This window comes from Pseudomonas sp. NMI542_15 (assembly GCF_021283425.1).
Taxonomy (GTDB): domain Bacteria; phylum Pseudomonadota; class Gammaproteobacteria; order Pseudomonadales; family Pseudomonadaceae; genus Aquipseudomonas; species Aquipseudomonas fortuita.
Map to the genome: position 1 here is coordinate 1 of NZ_JAJSRO010000011.1, position 24,344 is coordinate 24,344.

General features: G+C 62.1%; 26 protein-coding genes. 16 read left to right on the plus strand and 10 right to left on the minus strand.

Annotated elements, in window-relative coordinates; all coding sequences use genetic code 11:
• The 3 genes from LU684_RS16705 to LU684_RS16715 form a co-directional block, all read left to right on the plus strand.
• Positions 1–792: hypothetical protein (locus LU684_RS16705; protein ID WP_232894833.1), on the plus strand; the 792-nt coding region annotated here is incomplete at its 5' end.
• Positions 785–1,159: a hypothetical protein gene (locus LU684_RS16710; RefSeq protein ID WP_024717369.1), complete on the plus strand. Its 375-nt coding sequence runs from the start codon at positions 785–787 to the stop codon at positions 1,157–1,159. The genes LU684_RS16705 and LU684_RS16710, both read left to right, overlap by 8 nt.
• A gap of 256 nt (positions 1,160–1,415) precedes the next feature.
• On the plus strand, positions 1,416–1,790 hold the full coding sequence (locus LU684_RS16715; protein ID WP_232894834.1) for a hypothetical protein: 375 nt from the start codon (positions 1,416–1,418) through the stop codon (positions 1,788–1,790).
• A 136-nt stretch (positions 1,791–1,926) separates the two neighbouring features.
• Here the strand turns inward: LU684_RS16715 and LU684_RS16720 are convergent, their stop codons facing one another.
• The gene (locus LU684_RS16720; protein WP_191087914.1) at positions 1,927–2,178 is read right to left on the minus strand and encodes a DUF3077 domain-containing protein; all 252 of its coding nucleotides are present in this window, start codon (positions 2,176–2,178) and stop codon (positions 1,927–1,929) included.
• A 109-nt stretch (positions 2,179–2,287) separates the two neighbouring features.
• Complete coding sequence (locus LU684_RS16725; RefSeq protein ID WP_016489341.1) at positions 2,288–4,276, minus strand: sensor histidine kinase; 1,989 nt, start codon at positions 4,274–4,276, stop codon at positions 2,288–2,290.
• 265 nt (positions 4,277–4,541) lie between these two features.
• Here LU684_RS16725 and LU684_RS16730 point away from each other — a divergent pair, with 265 nt between their 5' ends.
• From LU684_RS16730 to LU684_RS16745, 4 genes are all read left to right on the plus strand, one after another.
• Positions 4,542–5,339 (plus strand): hydroxymethylpyrimidine/phosphomethylpyrimidine kinase, encoded by a 798-nt coding sequence (locus LU684_RS16730; protein ID WP_016489342.1) that lies wholly within the window; start codon positions 4,542–4,544, stop codon positions 5,337–5,339.
• 13 nt (positions 5,340–5,352) lie between these two features.
• Positions 5,353–5,976 carry a thiamine phosphate synthase gene (gene thiE, locus LU684_RS16735; RefSeq protein WP_016501788.1) on the plus strand — a complete coding sequence of 208 codons (624 nt, stop codon included), beginning with the start codon at positions 5,353–5,355 and terminating at the stop codon, positions 5,974–5,976.
• A 17-nt stretch (positions 5,977–5,993) separates the two neighbouring features.
• Complete coding sequence (gene hemL, locus LU684_RS16740) at positions 5,994–7,277, plus strand: glutamate-1-semialdehyde 2,1-aminomutase (RefSeq protein ID WP_016489344.1); 1,284 nt, start codon at positions 5,994–5,996, stop codon at positions 7,275–7,277.
• A gap of 200 nt (positions 7,278–7,477) precedes the next feature.
• Complete coding sequence (locus LU684_RS16745) at positions 7,478–8,023, plus strand: tetratricopeptide repeat protein (RefSeq protein ID WP_016489345.1); 546 nt, start codon at positions 7,478–7,480, stop codon at positions 8,021–8,023.
• A gap of 3 nt (positions 8,024–8,026) precedes the next feature.
• Here the strand turns inward: LU684_RS16745 and LU684_RS16750 are convergent, their stop codons facing one another.
• Positions 8,027–8,353 carry a DUF1820 family protein gene (locus tag LU684_RS16750; protein ID WP_016489346.1) on the minus strand — a complete coding sequence of 109 codons (327 nt, stop codon included), beginning with the start codon at positions 8,351–8,353 and terminating at the stop codon, positions 8,027–8,029.
• A gap of 232 nt (positions 8,354–8,585) precedes the next feature.
• Here LU684_RS16750 and LU684_RS16755 point away from each other — a divergent pair, with 232 nt between their 5' ends.
• The 4 genes from LU684_RS16755 to lnt are packed head-to-tail and all read left to right on the plus strand — an operon-like array spanning position 8,586 to position 12,441.
• Positions 8,586–9,584 (plus strand): PhoH family protein, encoded by a 999-nt coding sequence (locus LU684_RS16755; RefSeq protein ID WP_016489347.1) that lies wholly within the window; start codon positions 8,586–8,588, stop codon positions 9,582–9,584.
• Positions 9,577–10,050 (plus strand): rRNA maturation RNase YbeY, encoded by a 474-nt coding sequence (gene ybeY, locus LU684_RS16760; protein WP_016489348.1) that lies wholly within the window; start codon positions 9,577–9,579, stop codon positions 10,048–10,050. The genes LU684_RS16755 and ybeY overlap by 8 nt, the downstream gene beginning before the upstream one ends.
• Positions 10,051–10,075: 25 nt before the next feature.
• Positions 10,076–10,915 carry an HlyC/CorC family transporter gene (locus tag LU684_RS16765; protein ID WP_003249762.1) on the plus strand — a complete coding sequence of 280 codons (840 nt, stop codon included), beginning with the start codon at positions 10,076–10,078 and terminating at the stop codon, positions 10,913–10,915.
• Between the two features lie 8 nt (positions 10,916–10,923).
• Positions 10,924–12,441, plus strand: coding sequence for an apolipoprotein N-acyltransferase (gene lnt, locus LU684_RS16770; RefSeq protein ID WP_016489349.1), 1,518 nt, complete (start codon positions 10,924–10,926; stop codon positions 12,439–12,441).
• A gap of 129 nt (positions 12,442–12,570) precedes the next feature.
• Here lnt and LU684_RS16775 read toward each other — a convergent pair whose 3' ends face one another.
• The gene (locus tag LU684_RS16775) at positions 12,571–13,332 is read right to left on the minus strand and encodes a YdcF family protein (RefSeq protein WP_232894835.1); all 762 of its coding nucleotides are present in this window, start codon (positions 13,330–13,332) and stop codon (positions 12,571–12,573) included.
• Between the two features lie 143 nt (positions 13,333–13,475).
• Positions 13,476–13,790 carry a hypothetical protein gene (locus LU684_RS16780; RefSeq protein ID WP_016489351.1) on the minus strand — a complete coding sequence of 105 codons (315 nt, stop codon included), beginning with the start codon at positions 13,788–13,790 and terminating at the stop codon, positions 13,476–13,478.
• Between the two features lie 228 nt (positions 13,791–14,018).
• Between LU684_RS16780 and leuS the strand changes: the two genes are divergently transcribed.
• The 5 genes from leuS to LU684_RS16805 all read left to right on the plus strand — a co-directional run bounded on the left by leuS (position 14,019) and on the right by LU684_RS16805 (position 20,024).
• On the plus strand, positions 14,019–16,625 hold the full coding sequence (gene leuS / locus LU684_RS16785) for a leucine--tRNA ligase (RefSeq protein WP_016489352.1): 2,607 nt from the start codon (positions 14,019–14,021) through the stop codon (positions 16,623–16,625).
• Positions 16,626–16,686: 61 nt separating this feature from the next.
• Complete coding sequence (locus tag LU684_RS16790; RefSeq protein ID WP_232894836.1) at positions 16,687–17,292, plus strand: LPS-assembly lipoprotein LptE; 606 nt, start codon at positions 16,687–16,689, stop codon at positions 17,290–17,292.
• A 39-nt stretch (positions 17,293–17,331) separates the two neighbouring features.
• A complete protein-coding gene (gene holA / locus LU684_RS16795) occupies positions 17,332–18,369 on the plus strand; it encodes a DNA polymerase III subunit delta (protein WP_232894837.1) in 1,038 nt (345 codons plus the stop codon).
• A gap of 113 nt (positions 18,370–18,482) precedes the next feature.
• Complete coding sequence (arfA, locus tag LU684_RS16800; protein WP_016489355.1) at positions 18,483–18,647, plus strand: alternative ribosome rescue factor ArfA; 165 nt, start codon at positions 18,483–18,485, stop codon at positions 18,645–18,647.
• Between the two features lie 60 nt (positions 18,648–18,707).
• Positions 18,708–20,024 (plus strand): lytic murein transglycosylase, encoded by a 1,317-nt coding sequence (locus tag LU684_RS16805; RefSeq protein ID WP_016489356.1) that lies wholly within the window; start codon positions 18,708–18,710, stop codon positions 20,022–20,024.
• Between the two features lie 106 nt (positions 20,025–20,130).
• Here LU684_RS16805 and LU684_RS16810 read toward each other — a convergent pair whose 3' ends face one another.
• The 5 genes from LU684_RS16810 to LU684_RS16830 all read right to left on the minus strand — a co-directional run bounded on the left by LU684_RS16810 (position 20,131) and on the right by LU684_RS16830 (position 24,333).
• Complete coding sequence (locus LU684_RS16810; RefSeq protein WP_060518556.1) at positions 20,131–21,069, minus strand: S66 peptidase family protein; 939 nt, start codon at positions 21,067–21,069, stop codon at positions 20,131–20,133.
• Between the two features lie 88 nt (positions 21,070–21,157).
• Positions 21,158–22,174, minus strand: coding sequence for a lipoyl synthase (gene lipA, locus LU684_RS16815; protein WP_016489358.1), 1,017 nt, complete (start codon positions 22,172–22,174; stop codon positions 21,158–21,160).
• A gap of 2 nt (positions 22,175–22,176) precedes the next feature.
• Positions 22,177–22,824, minus strand: a complete 648-nt coding sequence (gene lipB / locus LU684_RS16820) for a lipoyl(octanoyl) transferase LipB (RefSeq protein WP_016489359.1) — start codon at positions 22,822–22,824, stop codon at positions 22,177–22,179.
• Positions 22,824–23,099: a DUF493 domain-containing protein gene (locus tag LU684_RS16825; protein WP_016489360.1), complete on the minus strand. Its 276-nt coding sequence runs from the start codon at positions 23,097–23,099 to the stop codon at positions 22,824–22,826. Before LU684_RS16825 ends, lipB begins: the two co-directional genes overlap by 1 nt.
• A 73-nt stretch (positions 23,100–23,172) precedes the next feature.
• On the minus strand, positions 23,173–24,333 hold the full coding sequence (locus tag LU684_RS16830) for a D-alanyl-D-alanine carboxypeptidase family protein (RefSeq protein WP_016489361.1): 1,161 nt from the start codon (positions 24,331–24,333) through the stop codon (positions 23,173–23,175).
• Between the last annotated feature and the right edge of the window lie 11 nt (positions 24,334–24,344).

Below are 24,344 nucleotides of genomic sequence, written 5' to 3' on the forward strand. Positions count from 1 at the left end.
ACTGCAATGAGTGCGGCGAAACAGGCGCGGGAAGCGTTGGCGAGCCTGACGCCAGAAGAGGCCGAGTTCATGATGCGCCATCAGGCCGAGATTGCCGGGTTGCTCAGCGATGTGAGCCTGGCGATGGGGGTAAGTGAGGCGATGGTTGGCAAGTCGCTGGATGAACTCAGCGACATACTGCGAAAAATTGAAGACCTGCATAAAGATCAATTCATCAAGCATGGGCACCTTAGGCACCCTGAGTTCTTTGCGGAACGTCAAAAACTATTTACGCAATTAAGTAAAAATTTGAACGCAACCGTTCTGAACAAGCGGCTCAATCTCGGAAATTATGAGAGTCTGCGGCGGGACCTGGGAATCTCATCGAAAAGTTTAGTCCATCATTGGAGCAAGGCGGGAGGACCGACACACATCCCTGGCTACGCGACACATTTGGATAAACTGGCCAAGATGACCAAATATTTGAAAACCGGCGGGCGTATAGGGATTACTATTGGTGGAATCGGCTCGGCAATCAAAGTCTCTGAAGTCTGCAAAGAGGGAAACTCCAGAGCCTGCGAAAAAGTCAAAGTTACTGAAACAAGTAATTTCTCTGGCGGCTTAGCCGGCGGCTGGGCGGCCGGCAAAGTATCAGCTAGAGTCTCTGCAAAGGTTTGCTGGAGATTTGGACCCGGGACTGTCGCATGTGGAATAGTAATCACTGGCACAGGTACCTTGGCTGGTAGCGTCGGCGGCATGAAATATGGTGAAAAGCTCGGCGAATTAGTCTTTGAGATCTTTGCAGATGATTGAGCATCTTGACTTAAAGCTAAGACTATTGTTGCTAGCAACACCTGTATGCCTAATTTTAATCGGGCTTGCTTCTGATGTTCATATCGCCTGCTCTCGCCAATATAAAGAGATGACCTCGGCACTCCAACGGAGTGCGTGCCTTCCATTTGCGACTGCCATGTGGGGGGAGAAAAAAATTGGCTCCAGGGTGCTAGTCATTTCTGTAATCGCTGGCGCCATCGGATCACCAACTTCAAGCATTCGCAGAGGGCTTATGGATGAGCGAGACTACCGACAATTCCCTAAGAAGCTAAAAAGCAAAATACTTATTTCATCATCACTGAACAACATCGGCATCATCTGGATAGCCGTAAACTTCTTCATCTAATAGCCGACCTGAGAGCCCCCCCCTTATGACCTCAGACCAGAACCACCGCCCCGAATCGCCAACCACCTCACACTGCCAAAAAACGCAACTCCATGTCACGTCCATTTCAAAACTCATAATTATGGCATCCTTATCAATGGGCCTGTACCTTTATTATTGGTACTATCGACACTGGTTGCTCATTAGAGGTCAGCATGGCCTCAGACTCATCCCGCTGCTTTGTACAATATTCGGCGCCTTTACAATATTCTTCTTGATGAAAAAAATCGTCGCTCGCTGTACTCAAGCGAATCGGTCTATAGAAGGTAGTGCGGTCGGTGTCACTCTGATGGTATACGCACCCATCCTACTGATAGTAGGCTGGGAATTTTATATATCCGAAAAAGTACTGAGCAAGCTGCCACTCTCCTTTTTCACCATAATCCCGATTATGCTCACACTCCTCTACACCACCTTTTTCTCGGTAGCAATGGTGCAGATACAACAAGCAATCAATAGTTGCGAGGGTGATGCATGCGGGTTTGAAAACTCAAAAATAACTTGGACAAATGTTCTATGGCTGATTATCTGCTGGCTGCCCATCACCGCTCTTTTTGGCTTTTTGTCGGCTTACGGAGCATTGATGCCTTAACCCGCGCTACCTAGCCTTGCTTGAGGACTCATCGCGGGGCACCGATTCCCACAGTGATAGCGCATCTTTCAATCTATGCACAACTCCTGTGGGAGCGGGTTTACCCGCGAAGGGGCCGGTACAGCCAATACAAAAGTCAGCGCATCAAGCCCAGCTCGGCATCATCCAGCAGCGCCTTGGCCATGGCAGCGAAATAATGCGATGCCCACATCATTTGCTGGTCGCCATCCATCAAACCGGTCAGCGACAAGTCCCGTGCATAGCCCATCAACTCGGAGGCCTGCTCGCGGGCGCTGCGGCAGGGGATGCCTTCGGCTATGCGGAACAGCGGATGGGTTTGGCCTTCCCCTTGGTAGAAATAGGGCATGGGCTGGCAGGGGTTCGCCATGGCAGGTTCAGCGCCTGGGAGATCGAGCGCCGCCCGCGCGGCGCTTGATCTCATAGGCGCTGCACCTGCCACGGCGAGCACCTTTCAGCCTTAACCTAATGCCATGCCTTCAAAGCGAGCGCCGCGTCTGCAGCATGTTAGGGCTCATCTGCACCTGCGAAATCGCCATGTTCAAACTCAACTCAAACCGGCTCCCCAACCCGCGCGTTGACTCATGCGCCAACCGCGCCCCCAGCAACTCCCCCATCTGCCGGCAGATCGACAAACCAATCCCCAAACCGCCATACCGCCGGGTCATCGAACCGTCGACCTGGAAGAACCTCTGATAGAGGGTCGACTGCTCCAGGTCATCGAAGCCGATCCCGCTATCACTGACGGTAAAGGTCAAGGCCAGGTCGCCCGGCCCCAACCGGCGGCCGCGCACCTGGATCATCACCCCGCCCTGATGGGTGAACTTCAAACCGTTGTCCACCAGGCAGCCCAGGCACTGGGCCAGTTTCTGCCCGTCACCCAGCAGCCCGTCCGGCAGGTCGGCCGGTATGTCCAGGCTCAGGTACAAGCCTTTGCGCAGGGCCTGCCCTGCATAACCAGCGCGCAAGCCCTGCAGCAGCGCACGCAGACTGAACGGCGTCGGCTGCGCACGCAGGCGGCCGGCCTGCAGTTCGGACAGGGTGAGAATGGCGTCGACCATGTCCATCATGCCTTGCGCCGACCCCACCGCCGTGCGGTGGTATTGGGCCATTTCGGCGTCCATCGGCAGGGTGTGCATCAGCTCCAGCGAGCCGATCACGCCATTCATCGGGGTGCGCAGCTCATGGGTCACGCTGGCCAGGAACTCGTCTTTCAGGCGGTTGCTCCTGGCCAACTGCAGGTTGAGTTGCTCCAGCGTGCGCCCGGTCTCGCGCAAGGTCTGCGCCTGCTGCTCACGCAGGCTGTTGATGCGGTCCGCCAGCGCCAGCGACAGCAATGCCACCTCCAGCGCTGAACCCAACTGGCTGGCATACATGGTGATGAATACATTTGGCAGATAGCCCAGCACCATCAAGGTGTTGACCAGGCCGCCAAGCAGGAACGCCGTCCAGGCGATGATGAACCAGCGCGCCACGCGCAAGCCCCGCCACCAGGCGTACAAGCCAGCGCTGAAGATGCTGACGGTGAACAGTAATGCCAGCAGCGTGGCCATGCGCAGGGCAATGCCGTAGGGCATGCTCACCGCCAGCACCATGACCAGCGCACCGCCCAGCATCAGTAGCTGCAGCAGCCGGTCGAAGCCACGACTGATGTTGCCCAGTTGCAGGAAATGCCGGGCGAACTGGCAGCCGAACAGGCCTGCTGCACCAATGAACAGCGGCGTCGAGGCGTTCGCCCACCAAGGGCTGTCGGGCCAGAAGTAGGCCACGCCCGCACCGTTCACCGACACCTGGTACAAACCGAACGAGGCAATATAGAGGATGTAGTAGAGGTAGCTGACGTCACGCACGCTGAGGTAGATGAACAGGTTGTACACCAGCATCACCAGCAACACGCCGTAGATCATTCCCAGCACATACAAGCGGGTGGGCTGCTCCTCCATGTAGGCCTCGGGGGACCAAAGCGCCAGCGGCGCCTGCACCGAGCCCTGGCTGTGCAGGCGCAGATAGGCGGTGGTTACCTGCCCAGGCGGCAGCTGCAATTCGAACAGGTAGTTGTTCTGCCGGATCTGGCGGCTGTCGTAGGGCAAGGCATCGCCGGTGCGCTGGGCCAGGTGAAAGCCACCCCTGCCGTCGGACAGGTACAGTTCGAGGTGGTCCAGCGGCGGATAGGCCAGCTCAAGCAGCCATTGCCGTGGGGCAGCGCTGGGCGCGCCAACCGGGCGCAGCTCGACCTTGAGCCAGAACACCGAGGTGGAGTAACCGGCATTCAGCACGTCTTCGTGGTGAGGTTTGAAGTATTTGGCGAACCCGGGGGCACTCACCTGGGCGATGCTGGCACTGCCATCGAGGTCTTCGTAAACCTGCATGGCTTTGCCCAATGGAAGATGCCGGGTAGCGTCGTCGAAATCGACCGCTCCGGCCAGCACGGGCAGCAAGCCCAAAAGCACAATCAGCAAATAGCGCATACAGCCCCAGCATGGCCTGTCCAGTCGCGTCGCGTTAGCCTCCCATCCGTTTGAGACGACGTGATCCGGCAGCACCCGTTTGTCGAGTTATCCGAGCACTCTAGCATAGCTTCGCAACCTGGCAATCGGCCATCTCAAAAACCAAAGAAAAGGCTCTAAATCAATACTTTCAGAAGAACACCAAACAAAAATCTGACCAATCGATCAGTAAAACGCGTTTGTCGGACGATCCGCCCAAACAGGTTTGGTGGTAAGCTCGCCGACCATGAATACCTACAGCTCCCGCCCCGTTGTCCTCTGTCTCTCCGGCCACGACCCTAGTGGCGGCGCCGGCCTGCAGGCAGATATCGAAGCCCTGATCGCGCAAGGCTGTCACGCTGCACCCGCAGTGACCGCCCTGACCGTGCAGGATACCGTCAACGTTTCCGACTTCCGCGTGCTCGACCGCGAGTGGGTACTGGCCCAGGCCAATGCCGTACTGGCCGACTCCACGGTGGCCGCAGTCAAACTGGGCATGCTCGGTTCGATCGAAATGGTCGACACCGTCGCCGAACTGCTGGCCGCCCACCCGCACCTGCCGCTGGTCTGCGACCCGGTGCTGCGTGCCGGCGGCGGTGGCCGCCTGGGCAAGGACGAAGTCGGCTACGCCGTGCGCGAACGCCTGCTGCCGCTGGCGACCATCGCCACGCCGAACCTGCCCGAAGCCCGCATCCTCGCCGAACTGCCTGAAGGCACCGCCGACGAATGTGCCGAAAAGCTGCTGCCGTTCTGTAGACACCTGCTGATTACCGGCGGTCACGGCGACGAAGACGAAATTCACAACCGCCTGTACACCCAGGACGGTCAGCACCACACCTGGACCTGCCAGCGCCTGCCGGGCAGCTACCACGGTTCGGGCTGCACCCTGGCCAGCGCCCTGGCTGGCCGCCTGGCGCTCGGCGAGCAGCTGGAAAGCGCCGTGCGCAGCGCCCTGGACTACACCTGGCGCACCCTGCGTGACGCCGAACAGCTGGGCAGGGGCCAGTTCGTGCCGCGCCGCCTGCCCCTGGACTTCTGCTCCTGATACGAGGCCTTCGATGAAGCTACGCGGTCTGTACGCAATCACCGACAGCCAGCTGCTCGCTGGCCGTTTCCTGTCCCATGTCGAAGCGGCCCTGGAAGGCGGCGTGTGCCTGCTGCAGTACCGCGACAAAAGTGACGACGCGGCGCGCCGCCTGCGTGAAGCCGAAGGGCTGATGAAGCTCTGCGAGCGCTACGGCACCCAGCTGCTCATCAACGATGACGCCGAACTGGCCGCGCGCCTGGGCGTTGGCGTACACCTGGGCCAGACTGACGGCCCGCTGACCCCGGCCCGCGCCCTGCTCGGCCGCCGGGCGATCATCGGCTCCACCTGCCACGCCAGCCTCGACCTGGCCGCCCAGGCCGCCAGTGAAGGCGCCAGCTACGTCGCCTTTGGCCGCTTCTTCAATTCCGTTACCAAGCCGGGCGCGCCCGCCGCCAACGTTGAACTGCTGGAGCAGGCGCGTGCCCAGGTGAAACTGCCGATTGCCGTGATCGGCGGCATCACCCTCGACAACGCCGCCCCGCTGGTCGCCCACGGTGCCGACCTGCTGGCGGTGATCCATGGCCTGTTCGGTGCCGACAGCGCGCAAGAAGTCACCCGCCGCGCCCGCGCCTTCAACGCCTTGTTCGCATCCTGATTTCGAGAGAACCTTTCATGTCCCGTTCCGAAGACCTGTTCGCCAAAGCCCAGAAGCACATCCCAGGCGGGGTCAACTCGCCGGTCCGCGCCTTCAAGAGCGTTGGCGGCACGCCACTGTTCTTCAAGCATGCCGAAGGCGCCTACGTCGTTGACGAGGACGACAAGCGCTACGTCGACTACGTCGGCTCCTGGGGCCCGATGATCCTTGGCCACGGCCACCCGGACGTGCTGGACTCGGTACGCAAGCAACTGGAACACGGCCTGTCCTATGGCGCACCCACCGCCATGGAAACCGACATGGCCGACCTGGTCTGCTCGCTGGTACCATCCATGGAAATGGTCCGCATGGTGAGCTCGGGCACCGAAGCCACCATGAGCGCCATCCGCCTGGCCCGTGGCTACACCGGCCGTGACGCCATCATCAAGTTCGAAGGCTGCTACCACGGCCATTCCGACAGCCTGCTGGTAAAAGCCGGTTCCGGCCTGCTGACCCAAGGCGTGCCAAGCTCGGCCGGCGTGCCGGCAGACTTTGCAAAGCACACCCTCACCTTGCCGTTCAACGACATTGCCGCGGTCGAAAAAACCCTGGCCGAGGTCGGCCAGACCGTGGCCTGCATCATTGTCGAGCCCGTGGCCGGCAACATGAACTGCGTCCCCCCAGCGCCGGGCTTCCTTGAAGGCCTGCGCGAGCAGTGCGACAAACACGGCGTGGTACTGATCTTCGACGAAGTGATGACAGGCTTCCGCGTCTCCCTGGGCGGCGCCCAAGGCCACTATGGCATCAAGCCGGACCTGTCCACCTTCGGCAAGATCGTCGGTGGCGGCATGCCGGTCGGCTGCTTCGGCGGCAAACGCGAAATCATGGGCTGCATCGCCCCGCTCGGCCCGGTCTACCAGGCCGGCACCCTGTCGGGCAACCCGCTGGCCATGGCCGCCGGCCTGACCACCCTGAAGCTGATCAGCCGCCCGGGCTTCCACGCCGAGCTGACCGACTACACCAGCCGCATGCTTGATGGCCTGCAACAACGTGCCGATGCCGCTGGCGTACCGTTCGTCACCACCCAGGCCGGCGCCATGTTCGGCCTGTACTTCAGCGGCGCCGACGACATCGTCACGTTCGAAGACGTGATGAGCAGCGATGCCGAACGCTTCAAGCGCTTCTTCCACCTGATGCTGGAAGGCGGCGTGTACCTGGCACCGAGCGCGTTCGAGGCGGGCTTCACCTCCATCGCCCACGGCGACAAGGAGCTGCAGATCACCCTGGATGCAGCTGAAAAGGCCTTTGCTGCATTGAAGTAATTGCCAGCCTGCACCGGCCTCTGTGGGAGCGGGCTTGCCCCGCGAAGAGGCCGGTACAGGTAATAATTACGCATGCACAATCAGCTGACTTCCCCAACCAAGCAGAAATTCGAGTAAAACTTTGTAAGGTTGGCGCTGCTTATCCCATAATGTGCCACCAGAGACATTGGCCGCAGCTTTGCAGAGGTAAGTCGATCCCCATGAACCGCACCGGCCGCGCCCTGACCCTGGGCTGCCTGTTGCTTCTTCAGCCCCTGCTGGCCTTGGCGGAGGGCGGTAACTCGTTGCTGATTCCGGCGACGGGCCGCTGCACCTTGAATGTTCAGCCTGAAGACCTGGCAAACGCCCTCAAGGCCTGCGAGCAGACGGCTACCGCGGGGGATGCCCAGGCGCAATTCGAACTGGGCGAGTACTACTACACGCAAACGCCGAAAAACCTCGACAAAGCCCTGGACTGGTTCCAGAAGGCTTCGCTGCAAGGCCAGGCCGACGCCCAGTACCGTCTGGGTGCCATGTTCTTCCATGGCGAAGGGGTCAAGGCCAACAATGTGCAGGCCTACATCCTGCTGAAGATGGCCGCGGTCAACGGTGCCGAAGATGCATTGGACATGGCCGACGAAGTGACCGAGCAAATGCCCCGCGACGAGCTGGAGCATGCCACCCAGGTGCTCGGCCAGATTTTCCGCAAATACCTGCTGGAACTGCAGAACGCCGAAGGGCGCACGCCGTTCTCGCCGCTCCCCTGAAGGTTACTTTTCCGGCATTGGCATCGGGAACGGCATCACATTGCCGCCGCCCTTGGCTTCGCTGATCTTTGCCGTGCCCAGGCGCTCGACTTCGTCGATTCGCACGATCGAGTGCATCGGCACGAAACTGCGGATCACCCCCTCGAACTGGCTCTTGAGCTTCTCCTCGCTCGGGTCTACCACCAGCTGCGAGCGCTCGCCGAACACGAACTCCTCGATTTCCAGGAAGCCCCACAGGTCGCTCTGGTAGATCTGCTTGGCATACATCTCGAAGACCTGCCCCTGGTTGAGGAAGATCACTTTATAGATGGCAGGTTCGCGTTTGCTCATGATGGGAGGGATAACACATGCGTAAGAAAAGGCAGGCATGATACCTGCTCCGGCCTCTTCGCGGGTGAACCCGCTCCCACAGGTCATGCACCCAACCTGTGGGAGCGGGTTCACCCGCGAAGAGGCCAGAACAGGCAGTACATACCGTTGAACGTTTCAGTGCTTTCGCCACTGGCATTCAAGGGTTATTCTTGAGTTCACACCCATTGCCGTCGAGCGGCTAAAAACGACCTTGAACGCACCCATAGAACCCCATCGTTTCATCCTCGAGCCCTTCGAGGCCCACCGTTTCGCCAACCTGTGCGGGCAGTTCGACGAGCACTTGCGCCTGATCGAACAGCGCTTGGCCATCGAAATCCGCAACCGCGGCAATCAGTTCGAACTGATCGGCGAACCCAAGACCACCTCTGCGGCCGAACAGTTGCTGCGCCGTCTCTACCGCGAGACCAAGGCAACCGACCTGTCGCCGGAAACCGTGCACCTGTACCTTCAGGAGTCGGCTGTCGAGAACATCGACAACCCGGCCGTGAACGAAGTCAGCGTGTCGCTGCGTACGCGCAAGGGCAACATCCGCCCACGCGGGCTCAACCAGCAGCGCTACGTGAAGGAAATCCTGGCCAACGACATCAACTTCGGTATCGGCCCGGCCGGTACCGGCAAGACCTACCTTGCCGTCGCCTGCGCGGTGGATGCGCTGGAACGCGAACAGGTGCGCCGCATCCTGCTGGTGCGCCCGGCGGTCGAGGCAGGCGAAAAGCTTGGCTTCCTGCCCGGTGACCTGGCGCAGAAGATCGACCCGTACCTGCGCCCGCTGTACGACGCCCTGTACGAAATGCTCGGTTTCGAGCACGTGGCCAAGCTGATAGAGCGCCAGGTGATCGAGATCGCCCCGCTGGCCTACATGCGTGGCCGCACCCTGAACAACAGCTTCATCATCCTCGACGAAAGCCAGAACACCACGCTGGAACAGATGAAAATGTTCCTCACCCGCATCGGTTTCGGCTCCACGGCGGTGATCACCGGTGACATCACCCAGGTCGACCTGCCACGTGGCACCAAGTCCGGCCTGGCGCACGTCATCGAGGTGCTGAAGGACGTTCCAGGCATCAGCTTTACCCACTTCCAGCCCAAAGATGTGGTTCGTCACCCACTGGTGCAGCGTATTGTCGAAGCCTACGACCGCTTCGAAGCCCACCAGGCCAAGCCCGAGGCGCCCGGCAAAAATGCTTGAACTTGATATCCAACGGGCCACGGACGCTGCCGCCCCGGATGACGCCGCCTTCCGCCGCTGGTGCGAACTGGCCCTGCGCCAGCGCAGCGCCGACTCGGAAATGACCATTCGCCTGGTCGAGGAAGCCGAAGGCCGTGAGCTGAACCACACCTACCGGCATAAAGATTACGCGACCAATGTGCTGTCGTTCCCGGCCGATGTACCCGACGACCTGCTCGATATCCCGTTGCTGGGCGACCTGGTGATCTGTGTAGCAGTGGTCGAGCGCGAAGCGGCCGAACAAGGCAAGTCGCTGGAGGCCCACTGGGCGCACCTGGTCATTCACGGTTGCCTGCATCTGCTCGGCTATGACCACATCGATGATGAGGAAGCCGAAGAAATGGAAGGCCTGGAACGGGAATTGCTGGCAGAACTGGGTCACCCCGACCCGTATGCCGACGATGAAACCGACTCAATCACACACTGAAACACGAAGGATCACGAGAACCGCCATGAGCGAAGATCGATCGAGCAACGGGCAAAAGTCCTGGCTGGGCAAACTGACCCAGGCTTTTGCCCATGAGCCGAAAAACCGCCAGGAGCTCCTTGAGTTGCTGCGCGAAGCCCATCAGAACAAACTGCTGGACAGCGAAGCGCTGACCATCGTCGAAGGCGCCATCCAGGTCGCCGACCTGCAGGTGCGCGACATCATGGTGCCGCGCTCGCAGATGAACAGCATCAAGGCAGGCCAGTCGCCTCGCGAGTTTCTGCCAGCGGTGATCGACGCCGCGCACTCGCGCTACCCGGTGATCGGCGAAAGCCACGACGATGTGCTCGGGATCCTGCTCGCCAAAGACCTGCTGCCGCTGATCCTCAAGGAGAACGGCGACAGTTTCAACATCAAGGACCTGTTGCGCCCGGCCACTTTCGTGCCCGAGTCCAAACGCCTGAACGTGTTGCTGCGCGAATTCCGCGCCAACCATAACCACATGGCCATCGTCATCGACGAATATGGCGGTGTGGCAGGCCTGGTGACCATCGAGGACGTGCTGGAGCAGATTGTCGGCGATATCGAGGACGAGCACGACGTCGAGGAAGACAGCTACATCAAGCCGCTGCCCAGCGGTGACTTCCTGGTCAAGGCGCTTACCCCGATCGAAAACTTCAACGAGTTCTTCGACAGCGAGTTCTCCGATGACGAGTTCGACACGGTCGGCGGCCTGGTGATGAGCGCCTTTGGCCACCTGCCCAAGCGCAACGAAACCACCGAGATCGGGTCTTACAAGTTCCGTATTCTCAACGCCGACAGCCGGCGGATACACTTGCTGCGCCTGACCCCGATCACCCGTTAAGGACAAACATGCGTTGGATCACCCGCCCCGGCTGGCCCGGTAACCTGCTGGCCCTGGCGGCCGGTGCTTCCACCCTTCTGGCCCTGGCGCCGTTCGACATCTGGCCGCTGGCCATATTGTCCATCGCCGTGCTCTACCTCGGCCTGCGCGAGCTCAGCCCGCGCCAGGCCATGTGGCGGGGCTGGTGGTTCGGTTTCGGCCTGTATGGCGCCGGTACCTGGTGGATCTACGTCAGCATGAACACCTACGGCGGCGCCTCGCCGCTGTTGGCGATCCTGCTGCTGTTGGCGTTCTTCGCTGCGTTGGCCTGGTTCTTTGCCCTGCCCACCTGGCTGTGGGCGCGCTGGCTGAGGCGCAATGAAGCGCCACTGGCCGACGCGCTGTGCTTCGCTGCCCTGTGGCTGCTGCAAGAGGCCTTCCGCGGCTGGTTCCTGACCGGCTTCCCCTGGCTCTACGCCGGCTACAGCCAGCTGGACGGCCCGCTGGCCGGCCTGGCACCGCTGGGCGGCGTATGGCTGGTTTCTTTCGCCCTGGCGCTTACAGCAGCCCTGCTGTGCAACCTGCACCGCCTGCGCACCCGCCCCTCGTTCCTGGCCGTCGCCTGCCTGCTGTTACTGGCCCCGTGGGCACTGGGCCTGGCACTCAAGGGCCATGCCTGGACCAAACCGGCAGGCGACCCGCTGAAAGTGGCAGCCATTCAGGGTAACGTCGAGCAGGACCTGAAATGGGACCCGGCACACATCGACGCGCAACTGGCGCTGTACCGTGACCTGAGCTTCAGCTCCAAACCTGTGGACCTGCTGGTCTGGCCTGAAACCGCGGTGCCGGTGCTCAAGGACCAGGCCCAGGGTTACATCGACGTGATGGGCCGCTTCGCCGCCGAGCGTCATTCGGCGCTGATCACAGGCGTGCCGGTGCGTGAAGTGGTGCATCACCAGCGCCGCTACTACAACGGCATTACCGTCACCGGTGAAGGCGATGGCACCTACCTCAAGCAGAAGCTGGTGCCGTTTGGCGAATACGTGCCGCTGCAGGACATGCTGCGGGGCATGATCGAGTTCTTCAACCTGCCCATGTCCGACTTCGCTCGCGGGCCTGAAGACCAGCCGCTGTTGCAGGCCAAGGGCTATCAGGTTGCGCCGTACATCTGCTACGAAGTGGTCTACCCCGAGTTTGCCGCAGGCCTGGCCGCACGCAGCGACCTGCTGCTGACCATCAGCAACGACACCTGGTTCGGCAAATCGATAGGCCCCTTGCAGCACTTGCAGATGGCACAGATGCGCGCACTGGAAGCCGGCCGCTGGATGATCCGCGCCACCAACAACGGCGTGACTGCGCTGATCGACCCGTTTGGCCGCATTACCACGCAAGTGCCGCAATTCCAGCAGGCGGTGCTGTATGGCGAAGTGGTGCCAATGCAGCAATTGACGCCATACCTGAAATGGCGCTCGTGGCCGCTGGCGATCGTCTGTGTGCTGCTGCTGGGCTGGGCGTTGCTGGCAGGGCGCATAGCCAAAACCGTCTGATGATGCTGCCTGTAACGGCCTCTTCGCGGGCCTGCCCGCTCCCACAGGGACTGCACACGCCTCGAAGGCTGCGCTAATTCTGTGGGAGCGGGCAAGCCCGCGAAGAGGCCGTCACAGGCAGCACAAGGTTCAATAGAAGACCCGATACCCCACCAACCCCACCACTTCATTGAGCAACTGCCCGCTCTGCCACATCGCCCGGCTCTCCGGCAGCAGCCCGGCAAACGGCCGCGCATGATCGCGTCCCAGGAACCCCACCGGCGCCGGCACCACCTCGAATCCCGCTTGCTCAAAGCTCCAGCGCGAGCGCTGCATGTGCCAGGCTTGGGTCACCACCACTACGCGACGAATGCCCAACGGTTGCAGCACCTTGGCCGTGAGCTGGGCATTTTCCCAGGTCGTGCGGCTTGCCTCCTCGCGCCACTTCACCGCAACCGCAAAGTCTTCACGCAGGCGATCAGCCATCAACCGCGCCTCGCTCGGCGGCGTGCCATAGTGCAGCCCACCGCTGGTCAGCACCGGCAACCCCGATGCTTTGGCCAGCTGCGCGGCAAAGCGCAGACGCTCCAGCGCCGTGGCCGTGGGCTGGTCGCTACCGCCCCAGGCCGGGTCACCGCGCTCACGCCCCGCACCTAGCACTACAATGGCATCCGCCCGGCTCGCCAGGGCGCCCCAGTCGCCCACGCCCAACGGCGGCTCGCTTTCCAGCATACGGGCGGTTTCCTGTACCACCAGCGGCAGGCTCATCAGCCACAGCCCACCAAGCCCCACGGCAAAGCACAGCGCCGCCAATCGTGGCCGCCGCGCACGCAGCCACCAGGCCGCAAGCAGCAGCAGGAACAGGATGCCGGGCGGCATCAGCCATTGTTTGATGAAGAATCGGATCGGCATCGGCCACACCTCCTTGGCAGGGGTGCAGCCTAAAAGGATCGACGCCGGTCAACAAGGGTGCGACCGGCGCCAATCGTGAGCTGTGTGGTTGTGTGATATTGCAGAACCGGCGCGCGATGGCCTGCGGCTGGCATCCTGAACGGCTAGCGATGTGGCAGCGTCCTGGATCTCGCCGCATTGGCGGGGCGTTTCTTGTCCTTGAGCCAGATGATCTTGGCCGATGTCGGCTCCGCTTGTGGGTAACTGCCGGCACAGGCACTTGGGCGCTCCGGGATTGCATCCAGGTAGGCCTTGATCACTTCGAACTCGGCGTGGCTCAGGCCGCGCAATTCCAGCTCGGCTGGCATCTCGTCACGCAATCGCACCGAGGTCCTGGCCGCTTCCAGTGCCAGGCCAAGCCGGTCGATCAGGCGCTCGTAAAGCTCCGGCTTGATTGCGGGTAGCTGCGTCTCTCCCATCCGTTCACCTCATTGAAGATAAAGAATATCTCCCCCCACACCTGAGCTTAGCGGCGCAATGAAAAGCAGCCGCCTGCCGCGACCAGCGGGCATTCGCAACGAAGGTTTCCCACGATACGCAACGCTGCTGTATGCTACGGCGTTCACTCTAAACGACACCGGAGTACCGGTTGCAGCGAGGTTCCGCTGCCTGGAACAAGGTCTCTTCTCTCTCAGCCAAAAGTAGCCATGCACGAACAATACACGCCCCGTGATATCGAAGCCGCCGCCCAGAACTTCTGGGACGAGCAACAATCGTTCGCTGTTACCGAACAGCCAGGCAAAGACACCTACTATTGCCTATCGATGTTCCCGTACCCGAGCGGCAAGCTACACATGGGCCACGTGCGCAACTACACCATCGGCGACGTGATTGCCCGCTACCAGCGCATGCTGGGCAAGAACGTCCTGCAGCCGATGGGCTGGGACGCTTTCGGCATGCCCGCGGAAAACGCGGCGATGAAAAACAACGTCGCCCCGGCCAAGTGGACCTACGAAAACATTGATTACATGAAGACCCAGCTCAAGAGCCTGGGCCTGGCCATCGACTGGGCACGTGAAGTGACCACCTGCAAGCCCGACTACTACCGTTGGGAGCAGTGGCTGTTCACCCGCCTGTTCGAGAAAGGCATCATCTACCGCAAGAACGGTACCGTGAACTGGGACCCGGCGGACCAGACCGTACTGGCCAACGAGCAGGTCATCGACGGCCGTGGCTGGCGTTCGGGCGCGCTGATCGAGAAGCGCGAAATCCCGATGTACTACTTCCGCATCACCGACTACGCCGACGAGCTGCTGGAAAGCCTCGACGAGCTGCCGGGCTGGCCTGAGCAGGTCAAGACCATGCAGCGCAACTGGATCGGCAAGTCGCGCGGCATGGAAGTACAGTTCCCGTACGACCAGGCCAGCATCGGCCACGAAGGCACCTTGAAGGTCTTCACCACCCGCCCGGACACACTGATGGGCGCGACTTACGTCGCCGTTGCCGCCGAGCACCCGCTGGCCACCCAGGCTGCCCAGGGCAACCCGGCGCTGCAGGCGTTCATCGACGAGTGCAAGAGCGGCAGCGTTGCCGAAGCCGACATGGCCACCCAGGAGAAGAAGGGCATGGCCACTTCCCTGCTGGTCGAGCACCCGCTGACCGGCGAGAAGCTGCCGGTATGGGTCGCCAACTACGTGCTGATGCACTACGGCGATGGCGCGGTAATGGCCGTGCCGGCCCACGACGAGCGCGACTTCGAGTTCGCCCACAAGTACAAGCTGCCGGTCAAGGCCGTGGTGCGCACCAGCGCTGGTGATGAAGTCGGCAACGAATGGCAGGCCGCCTATGGCGAGCACGGCCAGCTGATCAACTCCGGTGAGTTCGACGGCCTGGACTTCGCCGGTGCATTCGACGCCATCGAAGCCGCCTTGATCCGCAAGGAACTGGGCAAGTCGCGTACCCAGTTCCGCCTGCGCGACTGGGGCATCAGCCGCCAGCGCTACTGGGGCTGCCCGATCCCGATCATCCACTGCCCGTCCTGCGGCGACGTGCCGGTGCCGGAAGACCAACTGCCGGTCACCCTGCCCGAGAACGTGGTGCCGGACGGCGCCGGTTCGCCACTGGCGCGCATGCCTGAGTTCTATGAATGCAGCTGCCCGAAATGCGGTACTGCAGCCAAGCGCGAAACCGACACCATGGACACCTTCGTCGAATCGTCCTGGTACTTCGCCCGTTACGCCTCGCCGAACTACGACAAGGGCCTGGTCGATCCGAAAGCCGCCAACCACTGGCTGCCGGTAGACCAGTACATCGGCGGTATCGAACACGCGATCCTGCACCTGCTGTATGCGCGCTTCTTCCATAAGCTGATGCGCGACGAAGGCCTGGTCACATCGAACGAGCCGTTCAAGAACCTGCTGACCCAGGGCATGGTGGTCGCCGAAACCTACTACCGCGTGGCCAGCAATGGCGGCAAGGACTGGTTCAACCCGGCCGATGTCGAGATCGAGCGCGATGCCAAGGCCAAGATCATCGGCGCCCGCCTGAAGACCGACGGCCTGCCGGTGGAAATCGGCGGCACCGAGAAGATGTCGAAGTCGAAGAACAACGGCGTCGATCCGCAATCGATGATCGAAGCCTACGGCGCCGACACCTGCCGCCTGTTCATGATGTTCGCCTCGCCGCCCGACATGAGCCTGGAGTGGTCCGACTCCGGCGTCGAGGGTGCCAGCCGCTTCCTGCGCCGTGTCTGGCGCCTGGCCCAGGCTCACGTCAGCCAAGGCCTGCCGGGCAAGCTGGATATCGCTGCCCTGGACGACGCACAGAAGGTCATCCGCCGCGCCATCCACGCAGCCATCAAGCAGGCCAGCACCGATGTAGGCCAGTTCCACAAGTTCAACACTGCCATCGCCCAGGTGATGACCGTGATGAACGTGCTGGAAAAGGCCCCTCAGGCCAGCGAACAGGACCGCGCCCTGCTGCAGGAAGGCCTGGAAGCCGTCACCCTGCTGCTGGCACCGATCACCCCGCACATTTCTCACGCGCTGTGGCAGCACCTCGGCCATGCAGGGTCGGTGATCGATGCCGCCTGGCCGAGCGTCGACGAACAGGCACTGGTGCAGGACACCGTTACCCTGGTGGTTCAGGTCAACGGTAAACTGCGCGGCCAGGTCGAGATGCCTGCCGCGGCCAGCCGCGAAGAAGTCGAAGCCGCCGCCCGCAGCAACGAGAATGTCCTGCGCTTCATCGATGGCCTCACCATCCGCAAGGTCATCGTGGTACCGGGCAAGCTGGTCAACATCGTCGCCAACTGATGAAAACGCCCACCCGCAGTGGCTGCGGGTGGGCGGAACAGGCCCACAAGGGAGCAACAACATGATCAAACGCAATTTGCTGGTAATCGGCCTGGCGGTCATGCTCAGCGCCTGCGGTTTCCAGCTGCGCGGCACCGGCTCTACCGAGCTGAGTGTGAAGGAAATGGATGTCAGTGCACGCAATGCCTACGGCCCGACCGTGGTCGAGCTGCGCAAGGTACTGGAGCGTAGCGGTGTCAACGTGCATGCTGGCGCGCCTTACCGCTTGGTGCTGACCAACGAGCAGGAGCGCGAGCGCTCGGCAACCTACAACAGCGGCAACCGTACCGCCGAGTACGAGCTGACCACCGATCTGAGCTACAGCATCCAGGGCCTGAACAACCTGGAGCTGCTGAGCGACAAGCTGCAGGTACGCAAGATCTACGTGCGTGACGGCTCGAACGTCACCGGTTCCGAGCAGGAAGCCAACCGCGCCCGTGAAGAAATGCGCCGCGACCTGGTCAACGCCATGGTTGTCCGCCTGCAGATGCTGAGCCCGTCCCAGCTGGACGAGCTGCAGCGCAAGGCCGACGAGCGTGCCAAGGCCGAAGCCGACGCACTGGAGGCCGCTCGCCGACAGCAGGCCGAAACGCCTCAGCAGTCGCCGCTGGAATTGCCGGGCAACTAAGCCCGCGTGGGGCACCCTCGGGTGCCTCACCTGTTTCCCATGAAACTCGCCCCCGCCCAACTCAACAAGCACCTGCAAGGCGCCCTGGCACCGGTCTACGTGGTCAGCGGCGACGACCCGCTGCTGTGCCAGGAAGCCGCTGACGCCATCCGTAACGCGGCACGCCAGCAAGGCTTCGACGAACGCCAGGTATTCAGTGCCGACGCCAACTTCGACTGGGGCACCCTGCTCCAGGCTGGCGCCAGCCTGTCGCTGTTCGCCCAGCGCCGCCTGCTGGAACTGCGCCTGCCCTCGGGCAAGCCCGGTGACAAAGGCGCCGCTGCGCTCATCGAATACTGCGCCAACCCTGCCGAAGACACCTTGCTGCTGGTCAGCTTGCCCAAGCTGGACGGCAGTGCGCAGAAGACCAAGTGGGGCAAGGCCTTGATCGAGGGTGCGCACTGCCAGTTCATCCAGATCTGGCCGGTGGATGTGCACCAGCTGCCGCAGTGGATCAACCAGCGGCTGCAGCAAGCCGGCCTGTCGGCTCAACGTGACGCTGTCGACCTGATCGCTGCGCGCGTGGAAGGCAACCTGCTGGCCGCCGCGCAGGAAATCGAAAAGCTCAAGCTGCTCGCCGATGGCAACCCGATCACCGTGGAAACCGTGCAGGCCGCCGTCGCCGACAGCGCCCGCTTCGATGTCTTCGGCCTGGTCGACGCCATTCTCAATGGCGAAGCAGCACATGCCCTGCGCATCCTCGAGGGCTTGCGTGGTGAAGGCGTGGAACCGCCAGTGATCCTCTGGGCCCTGGCTCGCGAGTTGCGCCAACTGGCCGGGCTGGCCCAACAGTTCAGCCAGGGGGTGCCGCTGGACAAGGCCTTCAGCCAGGCCCGCCCGCCGATCTGGGACAAACGCCGACCGCTGGTCAGCAAAGCCCTGCAACGCTTGTCGGCGCGACGCTGGGCACAGTTGCTGCAGGATGCCCAGCGTATCGATGCGCAGATCAAGGGCCAGGCCGAGGGCTCGCCCTGGACGGGTCTTGCGCGCTTGTCGCTGTTGATGGCAGGCCAGCGCCTTGCGCTACCTCCGGAATAGCCGGGGCCGCGAAGCGGCCCTAAGATCCCAGCCATAAACACAATCAATTGGCTCCCCCGCAGCCCAAGCCCTACAGTGCGCCCCGAAACCCCACCCAAACCGGGAAGCCGGCCATGAGCAAAAAGCCGAAAAAGCACGGCCCCAACAAGGCCAAGTCCATCGTTGCCCAACCCCTGTTCCGCTGCCGCCAGGAACGACCGGACAAGGGCAAAGGCAGCTACCGCCGCGAAGCCTTCCAATCAAGAGATTGGGAGGCTTCCTACTTTTTGGCAGCATGAAAGCATCGCAAGCGCAGGCATGGTATGGTCGTCACCTGACCTGCAATTCTGGATCTGTGCATGCTCTTCCGTCTTATCCCCCGTTGGGAAACCCGCCAGCTGATCGCGGCCTCCAGCTTCATCCTGCTTGTGGCCTGCGCGGAAAAGCCCACCGCTGCCGACGCACTGCCGCTGGCCCCTGCCCAACCCGCTCCAGTGGTGACTGTGCCCGGCACAACGCCCGACGTCAGCACTGAAATCCAGCCTCTGCAAACCTTCGCCCAGTGGCAGGCAGGCTTCCGCCAGCAAGCCCTGCAAGCCGGCATCTCGCCGAGCACGTTCGACAGTGCCTTCCTAGGCGTCACCCCCGACATGGACGTGATCAAGGCCGACCGCAGCCAGCCTGAGTTCACCCGCCCGGTGTGGGAATACCTCGACGGCGCCCTGTCGCCTCTGCGGGTACGCAACGGCAAGAAGCTGCTGGAGCAGAACGCCGAGCTGCTGACCCGCCTCGAACAACGCTATGGCGTGGATCGCCAGGTGCTGGTCGCGGTGTGGGGCATGGAAAGCAACTTTGGCCAGTTCCAGGGCAACAAGTCGGTGATTCGCTCGCTGGCCACGCTGGCCTATGAGGGCCGTCGCCCGCAGTTCGCCCAGGACCAGCTCATCGCCGCGCTGCAGATCATCCAGCATGGCGACATCCAGCCCGAGGCCATGCGTGGCTCGTGGGCCGGCGCCATGGGCCAGACCCAGTTCATCCCCACTACCTACAACACCCATGCTGTGGACTTCGACGGTGATGGCCGCCGCGACATCTGGAACAGCACACCGGATGCCCTGGCCTCGACGGCGCATTACCTGCAAAGCTCGGGCTGGAAGCGTGGTCAGCCATGGGGCTTCGAGGTACAAGTGCCGGCTGGTTTCGATTTCTGGCAAGCCGATGGCGCGCTGCGCAAACCGGTGAGCGAGTGGCTGGCAATGGGCGTGAAACTGCCTGCAGGCACGCAGTTGCCCGCCAACAGCAACCAGCTGTCAGCCGCCCTGCTGCTGCCGGCTGGCGCCCGCGGGCCGGCGTTTTTGGTACTGGACAACTTCCGCGCCATTCTGAAGTACAACAACTCTTCGTCCTACGCACTGGCGGTAAGCCTGCTGGGGGACCGCTTCAGCGGCTGGGGCTTCATTGCCGGCAGTTGGCCGAAAGAAGACCTGCCGTTGAGTCGCAGCGAGCGCATGGAGTTGCAGAACTTGTTGAACAGCCGTGGCCATGAGGCCGGGAATGCCGATGGCATCATCGGCGCCAATACCCGCAAGGCCATTCGCACTGCCCAGCAGGGGCTGGGGTGGCCAGCAGATGGCTACCCGACCCACAAGCTGCTTGAGAGCCTGCGTCAGCAATGAGAATGCTGGGGGCGCTCCTATAGCCAACCGCGTAACTGCAAGGTATCGCAATCCCCTGTAGGAGCGGCCTTGTGCCGCGATGGGCCGCAAAGCAGCCCCGACAACCTCAAACCTTGAACAGGTCCTGCTCCAGCACCAGGCTCTGCCGATCACTGTCCAGCCTGACCCGAGCCCCCAGCGGCAAGCACACATTCGGGTCGCAATGCCCACTGCGCCACCCCGCCAGCACCGGCACACCCAGCGGCGCGAAGGTCTCCTCCAGCAACGGCGCCAACGCCGCCGTGGTAATCCCGGCAAAGTCCCCCACCAGCACGCCTTTCACCCCCTCCAGCTTGCCCGCCAGGCGCAACTGGGTCAGCAGCCGGTCGACCCGGTACAACGGCTCGTTGACGTCCTCGATGAACAGGATGCAGCCCTGGGTCTCCAGCTCGGCAAGCGTCCCCATGGTCGCACCCAGCATCGACAGGTTGCCGCCCAGCAGCGGGCCGCTGGCCACACCCGGCAACACACTGCTCAAGGCATAGCCCGCCGGGTGCACAAGCTGCTCGCCTGCCCGTACGTGCCCGCCCAGCTGCGCCAGCAACGATGACTCGGTCGGCGGCAACTTGGCGCCCAGCAGGTCGGCATTGAGCATCCCCCCATGGAAGGTAACCAGCCCGCTATGCCGGTAGATCGCCGTGTGCAGCGCGGTAATGTCGCTGTAGCCGATCAACGGCTTGGGGTTGCGCCGAATCAGCTCGAAGTCGAGCTGGCCGAGCAAGCGCATGCTGCCGTAGCCGCCGCGCATGCAGAGGATGGCGTCGATGGCCGGGTCGGCAAACGCGTCATGCAGGTCCTGCAGGCGCTGTTGATCCGGTCCCGCCAAATAGCCCTGCGCCTGCAGGGCACCCGGGTAGATACGGCAACGGTAACCGCGGTCAGCAAACCACTGGCTGACCTTGTGCGTATCCAGACGCGCCGCGCCCGCCGGCGCGACAATGGCAAAGCAGGCGTTAGCCGGCAGCGCAGCTGGCAGGCTGGGTTGGAGGGTTTCGGCGCAATTCATCGCAGCTCCTAGCAGCGCGTGGGGCGCAAATAAAAATGCCGACGCCGCCTGTCGGCGTGCATCGGCATACGTGGCTCTGCTCTTTGGTTCAGAGCTTGATCTTGGCTTCGTGAGCTTGCTGGTCAGCATGGTACGAAGAACGCACCAACGGGCCAGAGGCGACGTTCTTGAAGCCCATCTTGTAACCTTCCTCGGCGAACCAGGCGAAGGTGTCCGGGTGAACGAAACGTTGCACCGGCAGGTGGCTACGCGATGGCTGCAAGTACTGGCCGAGGGTGAGCATGTCGATTTCATGCTCGCGCATGCGGTGCATGACCTCGATCACCTCTTCGTCAGTCTCACCCAGGCCAAGCATAAGCCCCGACTTGGTCGGTACGTGCGGTACCATCTGCTTGAATTTCTGCAGCAGGTCCAGCGACCAGTCGTAATCCGAACCCGGACGCGCGGCCTTGTACAGGCGCGGCACCGTCTCAAGGTTGTGGTTGAACACATCTGGCGGCTCTTGCGCAGTGATCGCCAACGCAACATCCATTCGCCCACGGTAGTCCGGCACCAGGGTTTCCAACTGCACACCCGGGGACAGCGCGCGAATTTCGCGGATGCAGTCGGCAAAGTGCTGAGCACCGCCGTCACGCAGGTCGTCGCGGTCTACCGAGGTGATCACCACGTACTTCAGGCGCAGGTCGGCAATGGCGACAGCCAGGTTCTTCGGCTCGTCCAGGTCCAGCGGTTTAGGTCGGCCATGGCCAACGTCGCAGAACGGGCAGCGGCGGGTGCAGATGTCACCCATGATCATGAAGGTGGCGGTACCACCGGAGAAGCACTCGCCCAGGTTCGGGCAGGAAGCCTCTTCGCATACGCTGTGCAGCTTGTGCTTGCGCAGCAGTTGCTTGATACGGTCTACCTCAGGCGACACCGGGATACGCACGCGGATCCAGTCAGGCTTTTTCGGCAGTTCGTCAGTAGGGATGATCTTTACCGGGATGCGCGCGACTTTGTCGGCGCCACGCAGTTTGACCCCAGCTTCCACCTTCTTCGGCGCTTGGCGCGGGGTGACATCCTGGGTAGATATCAGGTTCGGCACGGCTTCTTGCACAGTTGTCATATTCAGTCGATTCCGCCCGTGAGGGTCGTCTGCTCAGCGTAGTCGAGGTGCTTGACCAGCTGTCCGCGCAGCCTTGTCCTGACCTCGTCGAGTTCGATCGGACCTGCCAGATCGCGCAGCTGGGTCATGGCCAGCCCCGCATAGCCGCAGGGGTTGATTCGGCGGAATGGCGCAAGGTCCATGTCCACGTTCAGGGCAAGGCCGTGGAACGAACGGCCGTTGCGAATTCGCAGGCCGAGGGAGGCGATCTTCGCTCCATCGACATAGACGCCAGGAGCATCGGGCTTAGCCGATGCCTGCACGTCGTAACTGGCGAGCAGGCCGATCAAGGCCTGTTCGATACGGCTGACCAGCTCGCGTACGCCAAAGCCCAGCCGGCGCACGTCCAGCAGCAGGTAGGCCACCTGCTGACCGGGGCCATGGTAGGTCACCTGGCCACCGCGGTCGGTCTGCACCACCGGGATGTCGCCCGGTACCAGCAGGTGCTCGGCCTTGCCGGCCTGGCCCTGGGTGAAGACCGCGGGGTGCTCGACCAGCCAGATTTCATCCTGGCTGCACGGGCTGCGCTGCTCGGTAAAGCGACGCATGGCCTCCAGCACCGGTTCATAGGGCTGCAGGCCAAGCTCGCGAAAACCGAGACAGGCGGACATCAGAGCACCATTTTCACGATGCCGGTAGCGCGCAGGGCGCTGTTGATATCGTGCAGCTGATCTTCGCTGGTGGCAACGATGTGCAATTGCACGGTGGTGTACTTGCCTTCCTTGCTCTGGCGTTCAGCCAGCGTGGAAAGGTCGACCTTGGCGTGCTTGCTGAGAATCTCGATCACCGTGTCCTTGAAGCCGACAACAGTATCGCCGATTACCTTGATCGGGTAATCAGCGCAAGGGAATTCGATCTTGTGCGACTTGACGTCTGGTTCGCTCATGGCGGAAACGGCCTCGTAAGCCGTGGCAACAACAACGCCCCCGCTAGATACGCGGGGGCATGCAGGTCACGTATCAGTTGAACAACCCGAAGAAGAATAGACGGATGCTATCCCACATACGGCGGAAGAAACCACCTTCCTCGACGCCATCAAGGGCGATCAGGTCGGCGCTGTGAACCACTTTCTCGTCCAGTTTGACTTCCACTTTGCCGATCACGTCACCTTTGGCGATTGGCGCGGTGAGCTGCGGGTTCATGGTCATCGAAGCTTGCAGACGCTTCAATTGGCCTTTAGGCATAGTCATGGTCAGGTCGTCAGCCAGGCCAGCCTTGATCTGGCTGGTGGCGCCCTTCCAGACCGGGGCCTGGGTCAGCTCGGTGCCTTTCTGGTAGAAGGTCTGGGTTTCGAAGAAGCGGAAGCCGTAGGTCAGCAGCTTCTGGGTCTCGGCAGCACGGGACTGCTCGCTGTTGGTGCCAAACACCACGGCGATCAGGCGCTGGCCATCGCGAACAGCCGAAGCCACCATGCAGTAGCCCGCTTCGTCGGTGTGGCCGGTCTTCAGGCCATCGACAGTCTTGTCACGCCACAGCAGCAGGTTGCGGTTAGGCTGCTTGATGTTGTTCCAGAAGAACTCTTTCTGCGAGTAGATGGCGTAGTGGGCCGGATCGACGGTGATGATCGCACGGGCCAGGGTCGCCATGTCATGCGCCGACGAGTAATGCTCCGGGTTCGGCAGGCCGGTGGGGTTCATGAAGTGGCTGTTGCTCATGCCCAGGTCGGCAGCCGTTTTGTTCATCATGTCGGCGAAGGCATCTTCACTGCCTGCGATGTGCTCGGCCAAAGCGACCGAGGCGTCGTTGCCGGACTGGATGATGATGCCATGCAGCAGATCGCTGACAGTCACCTGGCTACCGACTTTGATGAACATGCGCGAACCGCCAGTACGCCAGGCGTTTTCGCTGACGGTAACCGGGTCGTTCTCACCGATCTGGCCGCGGCGGATGTCCAGGGTGGCGATGTAGGCGGTCATCAGCTTGGTCAGGCTGGCTGGCGGCAGGCGCTCGTCACCGTTGTTCTCGACCAGCACGTTGCCGCTGGACGCGTCCATGAGTACGTAGGACTTGGCTGCCAGTTGCGGTGGCGCCGGCGTCATCTGCTCTGCCGCGAAGGCGGCAGGCGTGATCATCAGCAGTACAGGCAGGCAAAGTCGTTTGGCAAGGTTGGTGATGTTCATCCGTCTCTCGA